The organism is Chryseobacterium angstadtii (genome assembly GCF_001045465.1).
Taxonomy (GTDB): domain Bacteria; phylum Bacteroidota; class Bacteroidia; order Flavobacteriales; family Weeksellaceae; genus Chryseobacterium; species Chryseobacterium angstadtii.
Genome location: NZ_LFND01000002.1, coordinates 530,592 through 545,053, shown reverse-complemented (window position 1 = coordinate 545,053; position 14,462 = coordinate 530,592). Strand labels below are relative to the sequence as shown.

Here is a 14,462-nt window from a genome sequence, read left to right as displayed (position 1 = left end):
GCTTCAAATTAAGATACCTACTTAAAAAACGGATTATATTGCTTCTCAAAACCAATGGTCGTAGGATTTCCATGTCCGGAAAGAACCTGTGTTTCATCGTCCAGAATAAATAGTTTATTGGTAATCCCGTTTATTAGTAACTCATGATTTCCTTTGTAAAGATCGGTTCTTCCGATGCTTCCTTCAAAAAGAACATCTCCTGAGATCATAAATTTCTGGTCTTCATTATGGTAAACAACACTGCCCGGAGAATGTCCCGGAACATGGTAAATTTTAAATTTCTCGCCATCCAGTTCAAGAACTTCACCTTCGTTGATATAAGTAATATCTGCTTTTACAGGATCAACGGAGAAGCCAAATCTCATTCCGCTTGCCTGAAGCATATCCAGAACTTCCTGATCTTCCTGATGCATGTGAACCGGTACTTTGAACGTATCAAAAGCCCATTGCAAACCAAGAACGTGGTCGATGTGTGCATGGGTCAGAAGGATTTTCTGAATCTTCAGTCCGTTTTCGGAAATAAAGTTTTCGATGGCTTTGGTTTCCTGCTCATTCATATTTCCCGGATCAATAAGCCAGGCATTTTTATGGTCGTTGTAAAGGATATAGGTATTTTCGCTGGCAAAATTGAATACGAAGCCTTGAATCTGAAGCATAACTGATATTTTTTTATTTCAAAAATACGATATTATTAAGAAAATCCCGATTTTTCGTTATCTTCGTCATAATGAAAACTTTGCGAATACTTTTACTTTCTTTGGGCGGACTGGTTTTTGGACAGAATATCCAGAGCATCCAGCTTTTTAATCCGCAAACGAATGATGAAACGCCGGTGATAAAGTTTGGTGAACAGTTGATTTTAAGCTTCGATGATCTTACCAATGCCAGCGAAATCTACCGATACACGATCAAACATTACGACAGAAACTGGAACGATGATAATCTGTTTTTTACGGAAATTGCTAACGGAAGTCTGAATGGACTTCTGGATAAGTTCGAGTATTCTTTTAATACATTACAAGCGTATACCCATTATAAGCTTACGTTCCCAAATGATAAGATGCAGCCGAAAATATCAGGGAATTTTGAACTGATTGTCTACAAAGATTCAGCAGACAGACCTCTTTTTAAAAGACGTTTTTATCTGGTTGAAGATGCCGCAACGGTTGCTCTGAATATCTCAAGAATTGCAGACGCCAAAAATCCGAATATCAATCAAAGGGTAGAAGTAAAAGCGACTTCAAAAGGAGGTGACCTTTCTTCGAATGTGAATTCAATGACGTTGAATGTGATGCAGAACAATAATCCGAATGTAGTGGTTAATAATCTGAAACCAAGCGCCACTTTAGGAAATCAGCTTCTTTTTCAACAGATGAATCTTGTATTCCCTGGCAATAACGAATTCTATTATTTTGATAATAAGAATATGAACATGGCCGCAGATATGGTGAGAGCTACAGAATTAAAGGATGGCGTAAACCAGACTTATCTTCATCCGGTATGGGCTTTTCCTCTGAATTATCAGTACCAGCCAGATGTAAACGGAGCGTGGTATTACAGAAGAAATGATTTAGGACTGGAAAGAAATGCGGAAAGAGAAGCGGATTATTCATGGGTTTATTTTTCTCTGGATTCGGATCCTGTAGATAAAGAAATCTATGTGCTTGGAGGTTTTAATGACTTTAAGCCCAGCAAAGAAAATCAGATGCAATACGATGCTGCCAATAAAAGATATGTAGCGAAAATATTTCTGAAACAAGGTTTCTACAACTATATTCTGGCCACAAAAGAAAGCAATGGTTCTCTAAATTTTGGAGAGGTGAACGGTAATTTCTGGCAGACAGAAAACCTGTATCAGGCGTTTTTATATTATGCTCCGTTTGGACGTAATTATGATGGACTGATGGGATATGGGGAGTTTAGGACGCCGATAGGAAAGTAATTGATACATATCAAAATAAATAGAAAGGGGCATTCATATTGTGGATGTCTCTTTTTTTTTGCTGTCTTTTGTGGTTTATAATTTTTTCTAACCACTAATTTTATGGATACTTTTCTCTCGCCGATTTTACGGATGACGCTGATTTTATAAAGGGCTAAACCTTATAGGTTTTAAAGCTTAAGCATATTAAAAACCTATAAGGTTTGATCCAATAATTTCCAAAAGATCTTAGAATTCTTATTTGTGAAAAATCTGCTCAATTCGCGGAATCTGCGGGAATAATAAAAATCTTTGATTTTTTTTAAAACTTGAGTGCACTTCTCAGCATTAAAAATGGATATTAAAATTAAAGTGTTCAAAAAACTTTTGTGCCTTTTGTGGTTGAAAAATTTTAACCACAGATTTCTCAGATGTACACAGATGATTGCGTATAATATTAATAAAAAAAGGAGCTGTTCAATGCAGCTCCTTTATATTTTAAACCAGATAAAAATCATTCAGTTTCTCTTCGCAGAGTATCTTTACGACTTCAATCCAGCGGTCTTCATCATTCAGGCAGGGAATGTAATGGAAATTTTCTCCTCCCGCATGCTGAAACTGTTCTTTGCCTTCTACGGAAATTTCTTCCAGCGTTTCAAGACAGTCTGAAACGAAAGCCGGGCATACAATAGCTAGGTTTTTCACTCCTTTTTTAGGAATCGTTTCTAAAGTTTCATCGGTGTAAGGCTCTATCCATTTGTCTTTTCCTAATCTTGACTGGAAAGAAACGATGGTTTTTTCTTTGGGAAGTCCCATTTTAGCAATAACAGCTTCCGTAGTTTTATAACACTGATGCCTGTAACAGTAAGCATTATGGGTATCTACCTGACTGTTGATACAGTTGGCTTCATCAATCTTACAGGTTTTTGACGGATCTGTTTTGTAAATATGTCTTTCCGGAACGCCGTGATAAGAGAATTGTAAAGCATCAAAATTTTCAGGAAGCTTTTCCTTGATACTTTCTGCCAGACAATTAATATAAATGTCTCTGTTGTAAAACGGCTGTATATAATTGATCTTAACCTCTGGAAATTTCTTTTTCCGTACTTCCTCAGCTTTTTCAATAACGGTTTCCGTAGTACTCATTGCATATTGAGGGTACAGTGGGAAAAGAACGATTTCTGAAACTCCCTGATCCACCAGTTTTTGAATTCCGGTTTCAATACTTGGCTGAGCATATCTCATCCCGATTTCAACGGGAACATCCACTATTTTCTGAAGTTTCTTTTGAATTCTTTCCGTAATGAAAATTAAGGGAGAACCTTCATCTGTCCAGACGGTTTTATAGGCCTCTGCAGATTTTGCAGGCCTTGTTTTAAGAATGATTCCCTGAACCAGCAATGCACGGAAGATCCATCGGTAGTCTATTACCCTTTCATCCATTAAAAATTCGTCAAGATATTCCTTTACATCATTTACCGCTGTTGATCTTGGCGATCCCAGATTGACTAATAAAATTCCTTTTTTTGAACTTAGGGATTCTTTCTGCAAAACTTTCTTTTTTTAATTATAATTTAAATTGATAGGAGAAGTGAATAAAGATACAAGAGTCAAGAGTCAAGACACAAGAGCCAAGATTTCAAACTGAGGTTAAGGTCTAGATTAAGGTTATTATTTGAAGAAAACCTTCAACTCTAAAACCCTAAAACCCTAAAACCCTAAAACTCTCTCACTCTCAAACTCGTATCCCGAAACCCATTACCCATTCACCGCTTCCACTCTTTCCACCAGATCAGGAACGAATTGTTTTAAAATATTTTCAATTCCGTTTTTCAAAGTGGCAGTAGAGCTTGGACATCCTGAACATGCCCCCTGTAGAAGCATTTTCGCCGTTTTATTTTCCTGATCATATTCCATCAGGGAAATTTTTCCACCGTCGTTTTCTACGGCAGGGGCTACATATTCATTTAAGATATCTGAAATTTTCTGTTCGTCGTCCGTATATTCTCTGTTGATGATATTTTCAACAGGGTTTTCATGTTTCTGGGGCTCGATATTTGAAATTTCGCCGCCGTTCTGAAGATATTCGGCAATAAAACCACGAACAGCCATCATCACCTGGTGCCATTCTACAGACTGATCTCTTGTAACGGCAACAAAGTTATCGGAAATAAAAACTTCCTTAGCAAAATCAAACTCGTTAAAAATAGCCTGTGCCAAAGGAACCCCTTCTGCCTGGTCTTTAGATTTTACTTCTACAAAACCTTCTATCAGGAATTTACTGGAAACAAACTTCATCGCATTGGGATTAGGAGTCATTTCCGCATAAATCTGATACATTTCCTTTCTTTTCTGAAGGTAAATTCTCGGGTTGGCCAATAATTCGTCTTCAATTACATTTTTCAGACTTTCTGCTACATGTTCCCATTCTATAGTGTCCTGCTTGGCTACTGCTACAAAATTAGCAGTTATAAAAACTCTTTCCACAAAAGGATAGTTGAAAAGTTCCTGAGCTAAAGGAATTTCTGAAATATCTGAACTTCTGTCCAACTCTAAAGATCCCGGGATCAGGTTATAATCCGCGACAAATTTCATCACTTTTGGGTTTTCAGTTGGTTCTATAAGTATCGTACGCATTTTTTCGTTAAATTTGAGATACAAAAATACGCAATTAGAAATTAGAAGTCACCGATTGGAAATTAGATTTTTGCTATCACGCTCATTTAAAATTAGAGGTTGGGGATGAGAAGGTAGAAATGAGTGTAGGCGAATATAATATTCAATTCAATTTATTTTCAAAAAAATTAAAAGTTATTTCATGTAATCAGAATTTACATTTTCAAATTAACTTATTTTCAAATTAAAATTATGGCAATTGTAAAAGAACTTTTAGGAAAGACACCTCAGATAGGAGAGGGCACATTTTTGGCAGAAACGGCAACCATTATCGGGGACGTCACGATGGGACAAAACTGCAGTATATGGTATAATGCAGTGATCCGGGGAGATGTACACTACATTAAGATGGGCGATAAAGTGAATGTTCAGGACAATGCTATGCTGCACTGTACTTACCAGAAATACCCTTTAAATATCGGGAATAATGTGTCTATCGGGCACAATGCCATCGTTCACGGATGTACCATTCAGGACAATGTGCTGATTGGAATGGGAGCGATTGTAATGGATGACTGTCTGGTAGAAGAAAATTCTATCGTAGGAGCCGGTTCTGTGGTAACGCAGGGTACGCATATCAAATCAGGAGAAGTATGGGGCGGTGTTCCGGCAAGAAAAATTAAAGATATCTCAGCTCAGTTACTGGAAGGAGAAGTGAACAGAATTGCTGATAATTATGTGAAATATTCTTCGTGGTATAAGGAGAATCTTGAGGTGGGGAGCTAGTTTCGGGTTTCGGGATACGAGTTTGAGAGTGGGAGAGTTTTAGGGTTGGAGAGTTTTTCTTCAAATAATATCCTTAATCTCTATCTAGACCTCAGCCTTAGCCTTGATCTCAGTCTGAAATCTGAAATCTGTCATCTGAAATCTACTCAACCACAAATAAATAAAAGCTCCATCATACCGATAGAGCTTTTTTCAATCCTTAGTATAAACTCCTGAATGAGTTTTGTTGATAATTCAACGGGATATATAACCTTTGCTTTGATTTTTTTCTTTTTTATTGATCTGCCGTTATAAGCTGAGGTTTTCCACCGATACATTTTACGGATGTAGGCGGTGCTACCATCATACAGTCGGAGGTGATATTGTATTTTTCATTGAAAGCTTTTACTTTCTGTGTATACTGCTCAATACGTGGCAATATGCTGGTTTCTATTTCTTTAGGATAAGCAATGTATTGTTGTGGTCCTCCACAGGCTTTGGCTCCCATTGGGGCAAATGTCCATTCTGAAGCATTGCTGCACTTTTCTTTGGATGCTTGTGATTCAATAGATGCTTTTAGTTTATCCAGTTGAGCCTGTTCATATTTCTGGCTGTCTTCATCAGCAGGTCTTTCGGATATATCTTTGGGTAGATTGGTATTAACGTTTTTGGATGTATTACATGAAACAAGAGTAAGTGTAGTACATAATGCTAGTAATGGAATGTGGATGAAAAATTTTTTCATTATAAATTTCTTTTCTGTTAAAGAATTTTCAAAAGTTATGCCAAGGTAACAAATTCAAATTCATTTTCCGTAATTTTGGAGCGATGAACAATCATTTTTTTGACTTAATAGAGCATACCAACAGAAGTGTTTTTCTCACGGGAAAAGCAGGAACGGGAAAGACCACTTTCCTGAATGATTTTGTAAAGAAAACGAGGAAAAAATACATTGTGGTAGCGCCTACGGGAATTGCCGCCATTAATGCCGGAGGAGTTACCATTCATTCTATGTTTGGATTGCCTTTAAGGACCTTTTTACCTACAACGGATCGTATTGACGGAAGCTTGGCAAATAATATTGCCGACCTTATGCCCCATTTCAAATACAGAAAAGACAAACTCAAGCTTTTAAGAGAAGTAGAAGTTCTGATTATTGATGAAGTTTCCATGTTGAGGGCAGATGTTCTGGACATGATGGATTTTTCACTCAGATTCATCAGAAGAAATAACCAGAGGTTTGGAGGAGTTCAGATGTTGTTCATTGGGGATCTCTATCAGCTTCCGCCCGTGGTAAGAGACGAACATATCTTAAAAATCTGTTACCAGTCACCATTTTTCTTTGACAGTCATGCTGTTAAAGATATTCCGCTGTTGACCATTGAACTTACGAAGGTTTACAGGCAGTCGGATGAGAAGTTTCTTGATATTCTGAACGCCATCCGTGACGGTGATGTAGACAATATCGACTTTGATATTCTCAATAAAAGATATGATCCCGATTTCAAAGCAGGTACAGAATCCTATGTATATCTCTGTTCGCACAATAAGATGGCGGATGAAATCAACCAGAAAAAACTGGAAGAAATCGATCTGACGGTTAAAACCTATGAAGCCAAACTCTTTGGAGACTTCAAGGAAAACCAGTTTCCGAACGAGCAGTTTCTGGAATTAAAAGTAGGTGCGCAAGTGATGTTCATCAGAAATGATATTACCGGAGAAAAAAAATATTTTAACGGAAAACTGGGCGAAATCTCTGCTTTGGACGATAATGAAATCAAAGTAGTTCTGGAAGGAAGTGAAAGAGAAATTGTCGTAAAAAGAGAAGTCTGGGAACAGAAGAAATATTTCCTCGATACCGAAAAGAATATCAAAGAAGAAGTTTTGGGAAGCTTCGAACAGTTTCCGATCAAACTGGCGTGGGCGGTTACCATTCACAAAAGCCAGGGATTAACTTTTGATCATGTGATCATTGATGCCGGTAAAAGCTTTACGGCCGGACAGGTATATGTAGCTTTGTCCAGATGCCGTACTCTGGAAGGAATTGTTTTAAAATCTAAAATTACGCCTGAGGTTATTTTTAAAGACAACAGAATTCTACAGTTTCAGGGCAGCACGCTTGCCAATGATAATGTGGAAGCCATTCTGAACCGTGAAAAATATGACTACAGCATTAAAAAAGTACTTCGTACAGTCAACTGTCTGTGGTTCCTGAATGAGGTAGAAGAGTGGAATAAACTTTCTATTGTCACCAAAAATATTGATCATGTAAAAACCAACCAGCTTTATCTTCAGCTCAAACATGAAGTGGTTAATCTCGGAAAGATTTTTGAAAAACTGGAAAGGGTTATTTCGCAGAAGGTTAATAATTTTATTGAAAATAAAGAAGAATGGTCTGAAATTGAAAATAAAACGAAAGGTGCCGTTAATTTCTTTTTTACAGAGATCAGAGATAAAGTTTTCAATCCGCTGAAAGAGTTTTATGCTGAAATAAAAGGAACCAAAGGCTTAAAACAGTACAATGAAGAATTCAGAGACTGGCTGGAAGACACGGAGGAATATCTGAACAGCCTGAAAGAAGCTCATCTGTTGGAAACGAAGCTTTTAGATGAAAAAAATGATAAAGAAATCAATCTGAAAATTGCAAAAGTTCCTTCGCAGGTTCTTACCTTCCAGTTATTTGAACAGGGAAAAACAATTGGTGAAATTGCTTTGGAAAGAGGTTTAGTAAAAGAAACCGTGATTGGTCATCTGGCTAAATTTGCAGAGCAGGGATTACTGGATATTTCAAGAGTCATTACTTCAGATAAAATCAAAGCATTTGAAGACGAATTCTATAAAAATCCTCATGAGACCTTAACGGAGTGGAAGAATGCACTTCCTAATGATTTTGAATTCAATGAAATCAGGATTTTAATTAACCATTATAATTTTAAAAAGGAAAAGAATTCATAAAGAACTCTTTTCCTTAGTTATATAACAAAGCTTTTTGGGCTGTAGATTAAGGATACATCGCATTGATGGTGTTGATATCTCCGGTTGTAAATCCGGTTCTGTTATAAGTGAAGTTCGTGTTATTGGCTCTCTTAATCGTTGGCTGTCCGTTTTTAGAATAAGAAGTTGGCCAGTACATCATCACCGAATTAATGTTGAAAGGGCCAATGTCTGTTCCGGAATTATACATATTGAAATTATAAGCCTGCCCATCCTGGATATTATTCCATTGGATGCTTACATACTGGTCCCTGTCTTTACGGGCATGTTCGTGATAAAGTCCTACTGTGTGACCCATTTCATGAATAACAGATCCCACAGAAATGTACTGATCTAAAGAAATGTTTTGTCTTCCGCCCTGATAGCCTATATGTGCCCATCCGTCCGATCCTGATGAACTTCCGAAAATAAATTCCACATAATTGGTCTGGTTGGTGCGGGGAATCCATTGCGTATTCGTTTTGTTATTGTATTCGTTTACAGCAGTGGTGATTTTATTACCATTGATAGATCCCATGTTACCGGCAACGGTGTAATAAATTTTACCTCCCGGCCATCTCGAGAAACTGGCGCCGCCTTTGTTGGCAGAATTATCTTCAGTCAGCTGTTGGTCGGTAAGGACAATATCTCCCTGGAAAAAGTTCAATCCATCCTTTTTTTCATAGGTAATAGTCTGGCCTCCCAGTTTTCCCTGTTTAACATTCTTACTCTGAAGAGCGTTCGTTTGAGCGTCTGCCATAATCTCCTCATTGTTTTTGCTACATGAAGATAAGGTAGCAATGATCATAAGACCTGCAAGCACAGACTTCTTTGCCTGCAGTTTCTGATGCAGTACATCTTTAATTTTTTTGTTCATAATACTATTTTTAAATGTGGTGTTTTATTTAGTAATATTAATACGAATGTACTATTTTATTTCTATTATTTGTGAATTATCAATGTTAAAATAAGCGATTTATTGAATAATTACTCATTGTATACTTGCGAAAGATTATAATATGATTTGAATTTTTTTAATAATTTTTGACTCAATTAAGCAATGTGAATTATTGATTGAAAAAATTAACGAATAAAATTTGCTAGTTTTAGATAGATGTAGTTTTTTAGACTTAAAAAATTAAGACAATAAAAAGTTTTGAAAAATTTATTTTTTGAGAAAGAGAATAAGACATTTGAGGAAGAATGCTGTAAAATTCTTCTGAATCTTTACCGGAATGAAAGAAGGTACTTCCTGGTAACTTTGAATTCAACAAAATTGGGACTGTAAAAAGGAAAATAAATAGAACCTGATTTGATATATAAAAAAAGCTGCTCATATTTTGAACAGCTTTTCATATTTGTATCTATCTCCAATAGTTATTCGCGGCTGCGATAGTGGCAAATTCTATAGCAACCACTTTGCCTATTGCAATTAACATTTCCGGGCTTTCTGCATATATGGGCCTTAATTTTTCTCTTACAGCAGCATCAGGTTGTGTAACTTTAATAATAAGCCTTGCCATTTTTACTGCAAGTTGCCGCCCTTCTTCCGGAGTTCCGGTAATTAAAGAATTGTTAGGGACTAGTTGAACTGGTTCTGTCATTTGTTCTATTTTTAATACACTAATGTATAGAATGATTTTAACTATTAAGCGAAAAAAACTATAGTATCAATCTAAACTACATTAATTTAGACTTATTTCAAATCTAAATAGCTTTTGTTTGTTTAAATTAATCCTATAAACAAAAGTGGGTTACAAAAATTTTATTTTCAATAGTTTTTGCCTGAACTAGGCAATCAGACTTATCAATTACAAAAAGTAACTAATGCAGTTTTATTGGTTTAAATTTGTATGGTCTTTCAAACCTAAAATTTAAGATGATGAAATCACCCCGTGTGATTCCATATCGCTTTAAAAAAAATAAATATCTTGATATGAAAAATTTTGAAATATCGGTGCTTGATCTTGCGCCTGTAAAGCAGGGTAAGACAATTCACGATACGTTTCAGGACAGTTTATCTTTAGCAAACCATACTGAACATTTAGAATACAAAAGATTCTGGCTTGCCGAGCACCATAATATGGAAAGTATTGCCAGCTCTGCAACTTCGGTTCTCATTGGTTTCATCGCCAACGGAACAAAAACAATAAGAGTAGGCTCCGGAGGTGTCATGCTTCCGAATCACAGCTCACTGATCATTGCAGAACAGTTCGGGACTCTGGAATCTCTTTTCCCGGGAAGAATAGATCTTGGTGTGGGAAGAGCCCCCGGAACTGATGGCCTTACAGCACAGGCACTGGGAAGAAATCCTGCTATTATCAACAAACAGTTTCCAAGACAGATTCTGGAACTGCAGGGATATTTTTCAAAAGACAATGCAGATTCACTGGTTCGTGCAATTCCCGGAGAAGGCCTGGATATCCCGATTTATATTTTAGGATCCAGCACAGACAGTGCGTGGCTGGCTGCGGAACTTGGTCTGCCGTATGCGTTTGCAGGGCACTTTGCTCCAGAACAGATGGAAATGGCGTTTAAAATCTACAGAGAGCATTTTCAACCTTCGGAACAGCTGGCACAACCTTACGTGATGGCATGTGTTAACGGTGTTGCGGCAGATACTTTAGAAGAAGCCCATAAAATTTCCACTACCTTATTCCAGGCATTTATCAATATCGTAAGAAACGACAGAAAGCCTTTTGCTCCGCCGGTAGATGATATGGATGATATCTGGTCGCCAATGGAAAAATCAATGGTGCTTCAGAAACTTAAATATACGTTTATTGGAAATCAGGCAGAGATTGAAAACGAACTGAAAAATTTTCAGGAAAAGTTCAATGTAGATGAATTGATCATCAACTCGCATATCTATGATCATCAGAAAAGACTGAGATCTTACGAGATTTTCAGAGACGCAGTAAACTCTTTATCCAAAGCCTAACAAACCATCCATATTAATTGGCAGATGCCTATTTTTATAAGTATCTTTGCACAAATAAAAAGTAAACATGTCCGATATTAAATTAAATACTATTCCAGAGGCTATTGAAGACCTTAAAAATGGTAAAATAATCATAGTAGTAGATGATGAAGACAGAGAAAATGAAGGAGATTTTCTTTGCGCGGCTGAACTTACAACGCCTGAACTGATCAACTTTATGGCTTTCCACGGAAGAGGGCTGATCTGTATGCCGCTTCCTGAAAAAAGATGTGACGAGCTTGGTCTGGAAGTGATGGTAAGCAGAAGCAGCGATCCTAAAGAAACCGCTTTTACCGTATCTGTTGACCTTCTTGGAAACGGAACTTCTACGGGTATTTCTGCAGGAGACAGAGCCAAAACTATTTTAGCTCTGATGGATGAGAAATCCAAGCCGACAGACTTTATGAGACCAGGACACATTTTCCCGCTTCGTGCCAGAAAAGGAGGTGTTTTAAAAAGAGCAGGACATACGGAAGCCGCTATTGATCTTACCAGCCTTGCAGGTTTGAAAGAAGGTGGAGTAATTTGTGAGATTATGAATGACGACGGTACCATGTCCCGTCTGCCGGATCTTCACGCTTTCGCCCAAAAGCATGATATGAAAATTGTTTCCATTGAAGATTTAATTCATTATCAGCTTAAAAAAGGAAACCTTATCGAAAGACTGGAAGAAAGAAAAGTAAAAACCGCTTATGGCGAGTTTGATTTCTTTGCTTTCAGAGAAACATCCAATGACCAGATCCATTTTGCTCTGACAAAAGGGGCATGGACGGTTGATGAGCCAGTTTTGGTAAGAGTTCAGTCTTCAGATTCTTATTTTGATGTCCTGACAAGACTTAACAACGGTGAAAAACCATTATTGGAAAAAGTAACCAATATGATCAATGAAGCAGGAAAAGGAGCTGTTATTTTCATTAATAACGTATCCAATTCTGAAAATACACTGAGAAAGCTTCAGCAGTTTCTGAATTATCAGGACGGACAGGAGCAGCACCCTACTTTGGCTTTCAATTACAGAGACTACGGTATCGGAACACAGATTCTGAAAAACCTGGGGATCAATAAATTCAAAGTAATCACTCAGAATCCTAACATTAAGCCACAGGTTGGCGGATATGATGTTGAGGTGACAGAATTGGTTCAGCTGTAGATGTGAATTGTGAATGGTAAGTAGTGAGTGAATACTACAGGTCATTTTTCGAAATAAAATCAATAAAAAGGTTTAGGATTTTTCTAAACCTTTTTTTATTTTTAATCCATGACAGATTCGCTAAAGAAACACATCAGGGAATACATTGAAATATCAGACGAAAAACTGGAGAAATACTGCAATGCTTTCAGTGTCCATAAAATAAAGAAAAAAGATTTTCTTTTAAAAGAAGGAGATATTTGTGAGGCGGAAGGATTTGTATTGAACGGCTGTTTCAAAGTTTTCCATACCGATAGTAATGCAGATGAACAGATTCTGTATTTCGCCGTAGAAGACTGGTGGATTTCGGATATCGACAGTTTTATTAATAAGATTCCTTCCCAGCTCAATATTCAGGCTATTGAAGACAGCGAAATTCTTCTTATTTCAAAAGAAGACAAAGAAAAATTATACCAGGAAATTCCGGAAATCGAAAAGCTGATGAGGCTTAAATTTCAGATGTCTGTTATTGCTTTACAGCGAAGAGTCATTGATAATCTAAGCAAGCCTTCCGATGAACTTTATCAGGACTTTTTGAAAAAATACCCCAAAACAGCCCATCGGCTTACCAATATTCAGATTGCTGCCTATTTGGGAGTTACCCCGGAATTTATCAGCAGAATCAGGAGGAAGATTGTGAGTAAGAATTGAGAGGAGAGACGCAAGAGCCAAGAATCAAGAGCCAAGAGTCAAGAACCAAGAACCAAGATGCTAGATTTCAGATATCAGACTGAGGTTAAGGTTGAGACTAAGGCTGAGGTTTAGATTTAGGTTAAGGATCTCTCCCTTCAACTCTCCTACTCTCAAACCCTCAAACCCTACTACTCTTAAACTCTCTCCCAGCATTTAGTATTCGCATCCCAGAACCCGGTTCCCTACAAACTTATCTCCTCAAAGTTTCTAAACCCATTCAGAAAGTCTCTTACATTCATTCTTTTCTTGCCTTCCAGCTGAAGTTCCTGAGGGAAATAAATTCCGTCTTCTGTATAGATCTTAAATTCGTTTTTCGAGATATCCAGAGTTCCGGAAGGTTTTCCATGATTGGAAATTTCAAACTTTCCATCAAATATTTTCAAGCCTTTTTCATCTTCTCCAATTTTTATAGTGGTGAAAGCAGCAGGATAAGGCGACATCCCAAGAATAAACTGATGAACTGTTTTTGAAGGAGCTTTCCAGTTGATTCTGGTATCTTCTTTAAATATTTTATACGCATTTTTAGGATGTTCAACGTGGGGCTGAGGTCTTTCAGTAATTGCATTCTGAGCAAGGCCATCAAGGGTTTTTACCACAAGTTGAGAGCCCATTTCCATTAAGCGGTCGTGAAGGCTTCCTGCATTTTCATCTGGCAGAACAGGAATTTCCTCCTGAAGAAGAATATTTCCCTCGTCTATTTTTTCGTTGATGAAGAAGGTAGTAGCACCGGTTTTTTCTTCACCGTTAATCACGGCATAATTAATTGGAGCAGCTCCTCTGTAATCAGGAAGAAGAGATGCATGAAGGTTGAAAGTCCCCATTTTTGGCATTTCAAAAAGAACTTTAGGCATCATTCTGAAAGCAACCACAACAAATACATCGGCATCCAGCTTTCTCAGTTCCTCTAAAAATTCAGGGTTTCTCAGTTTTTCAGGCTGGAAAACAGGAATATTGTTTTCTGCAGCATATATTTTTACAGGGGACTGATTGATCTTTTGGCCACGGCCACTGGCTTTGTCTGCCACGGTTACAACACCTACCACTTCATGGCTGGACTGATGAATAGCTTCCAGAGAGGTTTTTGCAAACTCCGGGGTTCCTAAAAAAACGACTTTCAATGATTTCATGGTGCAAAGATAAGGGTTTTTGGGCTTCGGGGTGCGAGTTTCCGGATGCGAGTTTGAGAGTGGGAGAGTTTGAGAGTGGGAGGGTTTGTGTATTGAGAGAATCCAATAATATTCTTAATCTCTATCTAAACCTCAGCCTTAGCCTCAGTCTGAAATATGAAATCTGGCATATCTAGTATCTTGATTCTTGGCTCTTGA

Annotated in this window: 13 protein-coding genes; 6 read left to right on the top strand and 7 right to left on the bottom strand. The window is 37.4% G+C overall.

All coding sequences use genetic code 11. The annotated features are described in order from the left end of the window. Positions 1-17: 17 nt before the first annotated feature. A complete protein-coding gene (locus tag ACM46_RS07820; RefSeq protein ID WP_048506062.1) occupies positions 18-656 on the bottom strand; it encodes an MBL fold metallo-hydrolase in 639 nt (212 codons plus the stop codon). 71 nt (positions 657-727) lie between these two features. Here ACM46_RS07820 and ACM46_RS07815 point away from each other — a divergent pair, with 71 nt between their 5' ends. Then, positions 728-1,942: a type IX secretion system plug protein gene (locus ACM46_RS07815; protein WP_048506061.1), complete on the top strand. Its 1,215-nt coding sequence runs from the start codon at positions 728-730 to the stop codon at positions 1,940-1,942. Positions 1,943-2,419: 477 nt separating this feature from the next. Here ACM46_RS07815 and hemH read toward each other — a convergent pair whose 3' ends face one another. Next, on the bottom strand, positions 2,420-3,472 hold the full coding sequence (hemH, locus tag ACM46_RS07810) for a ferrochelatase (protein WP_048506060.1): 1,053 nt from the start codon (positions 3,470-3,472) through the stop codon (positions 2,420-2,422). A 207-nt stretch (positions 3,473-3,679) separates the two neighbouring features. Beyond that, complete coding sequence (locus ACM46_RS07805; RefSeq protein WP_048506059.1) at positions 3,680-4,558, bottom strand: NifU family protein; 879 nt, start codon at positions 4,556-4,558, stop codon at positions 3,680-3,682. Positions 4,559-4,789: 231 nt separating this feature from the next. Between ACM46_RS07805 and ACM46_RS07800 the strand changes: the two genes are divergently transcribed. Continuing rightward, positions 4,790-5,323 (top strand): gamma carbonic anhydrase family protein, encoded by a 534-nt coding sequence (locus tag ACM46_RS07800; protein ID WP_048506058.1) that lies wholly within the window; start codon positions 4,790-4,792, stop codon positions 5,321-5,323. A gap of 274 nt (positions 5,324-5,597) precedes the next feature. Here the strand turns inward: ACM46_RS07800 and ACM46_RS07795 are convergent, their stop codons facing one another. Continuing rightward, positions 5,598-6,047, bottom strand: a complete 450-nt coding sequence (locus tag ACM46_RS07795; RefSeq protein WP_048506057.1) for a hypothetical protein — start codon at positions 6,045-6,047, stop codon at positions 5,598-5,600. Between the two features lie 83 nt (positions 6,048-6,130). Here ACM46_RS07795 and ACM46_RS07790 point away from each other — a divergent pair, with 83 nt between their 5' ends. Further along, positions 6,131-8,257, top strand: coding sequence for a helix-turn-helix domain-containing protein (locus ACM46_RS07790; protein ID WP_048506056.1), 2,127 nt, complete (start codon positions 6,131-6,133; stop codon positions 8,255-8,257). A gap of 46 nt (positions 8,258-8,303) precedes the next feature. On the opposite strand, the gene ACM46_RS07785 is transcribed toward ACM46_RS07790, so the two are convergent. Both ACM46_RS07785 and ACM46_RS07780 read right to left on the bottom strand, forming a co-directional pair. Continuing rightward, positions 8,304-9,152 (bottom strand): M12 family metallopeptidase, encoded by an 849-nt coding sequence (locus tag ACM46_RS07785; RefSeq protein ID WP_048506055.1) that lies wholly within the window; start codon positions 9,150-9,152, stop codon positions 8,304-8,306. 487 nt (positions 9,153-9,639) lie between these two features. Beyond that, positions 9,640-9,879, bottom strand: coding sequence for a hexameric tyrosine-coordinated heme protein (locus ACM46_RS07780; protein WP_048506054.1), 240 nt, complete (start codon positions 9,877-9,879; stop codon positions 9,640-9,642). Positions 9,880-10,211: 332 nt separating this feature from the next. On the opposite strand from ACM46_RS07780, the gene ACM46_RS07775 reads away from it, so the two are divergent. The 3 genes from ACM46_RS07775 (at position 10,212) to ACM46_RS07765 (ending at position 13,095) form a co-directional block, all read left to right on the top strand. Continuing rightward, positions 10,212-11,216, top strand: coding sequence for an LLM class flavin-dependent oxidoreductase (locus tag ACM46_RS07775; RefSeq protein ID WP_048506168.1), 1,005 nt, complete (start codon positions 10,212-10,214; stop codon positions 11,214-11,216). 67 nt (positions 11,217-11,283) lie between these two features. After that, positions 11,284-12,405: a 3,4-dihydroxy-2-butanone-4-phosphate synthase gene (ribB, locus tag ACM46_RS07770; RefSeq protein ID WP_048506053.1), complete on the top strand. Its 1,122-nt coding sequence runs from the start codon at positions 11,284-11,286 to the stop codon at positions 12,403-12,405. A gap of 108 nt (positions 12,406-12,513) precedes the next feature. Beyond that, positions 12,514-13,095, top strand: a complete 582-nt coding sequence (locus ACM46_RS07765) for a Crp/Fnr family transcriptional regulator (RefSeq protein WP_048506052.1) — start codon at positions 12,514-12,516, stop codon at positions 13,093-13,095. A gap of 224 nt (positions 13,096-13,319) precedes the next feature. Here the strand turns inward: ACM46_RS07765 and fmt are convergent, their stop codons facing one another. Then, a complete protein-coding gene (fmt, locus tag ACM46_RS07760) occupies positions 13,320-14,264 on the bottom strand; it encodes a methionyl-tRNA formyltransferase (protein ID WP_048506051.1) in 945 nt (314 codons plus the stop codon). Positions 14,265-14,462: the final 198 nt, after the last annotated feature.

Coding starts and splice junctions, on each gene's coding strand:
- ACM46_RS07820 (WP_048506062.1), bottom strand. CDS start 656: ATGCTTCAGATTCAAGGCTTCGTATTCAATTTTGCCAGCGAAAATACC.
- ACM46_RS07815 (WP_048506061.1), top strand. CDS start 728: ATGAAAACTTTGCGAATACTTTTACTTTCTTTGGGCGGACTGGTTTTT.
- ACM46_RS07805 (WP_048506059.1), bottom strand. CDS start 4,558: ATGCGTACGATACTTATAGAACCAACTGAAAACCCAAAAGTGATGAAA.
- ACM46_RS07800 (WP_048506058.1), top strand. CDS start 4,790: ATGGCAATTGTAAAAGAACTTTTAGGAAAGACACCTCAGATAGGAGAG.
- ACM46_RS07795 (WP_048506057.1), bottom strand. CDS start 6,047: ATGAAAAAATTTTTCATCCACATTCCATTACTAGCATTATGTACTACA.
- ACM46_RS07790 (WP_048506056.1), top strand. CDS start 6,131: ATGAACAATCATTTTTTTGACTTAATAGAGCATACCAACAGAAGTGTT.
- ACM46_RS07785 (WP_048506055.1), bottom strand. CDS start 9,152: ATGAACAAAAAAATTAAAGATGTACTGCATCAGAAACTGCAGGCAAAG.
- ACM46_RS07780 (WP_048506054.1), bottom strand. CDS start 9,879: ATGACAGAACCAGTTCAACTAGTCCCTAACAATTCTTTAATTACCGGA.
- ACM46_RS07775 (WP_048506168.1), top strand. CDS start 10,212: ATGAAAAATTTTGAAATATCGGTGCTTGATCTTGCGCCTGTAAAGCAG.
- ribB (WP_048506053.1), top strand. CDS start 11,284: ATGTCCGATATTAAATTAAATACTATTCCAGAGGCTATTGAAGACCTT.
- ACM46_RS07765 (WP_048506052.1), top strand. CDS start 12,514: ATGACAGATTCGCTAAAGAAACACATCAGGGAATACATTGAAATATCA.
- fmt (WP_048506051.1), bottom strand. CDS start 14,264: ATGAAATCATTGAAAGTCGTTTTTTTAGGAACCCCGGAGTTTGCAAAA.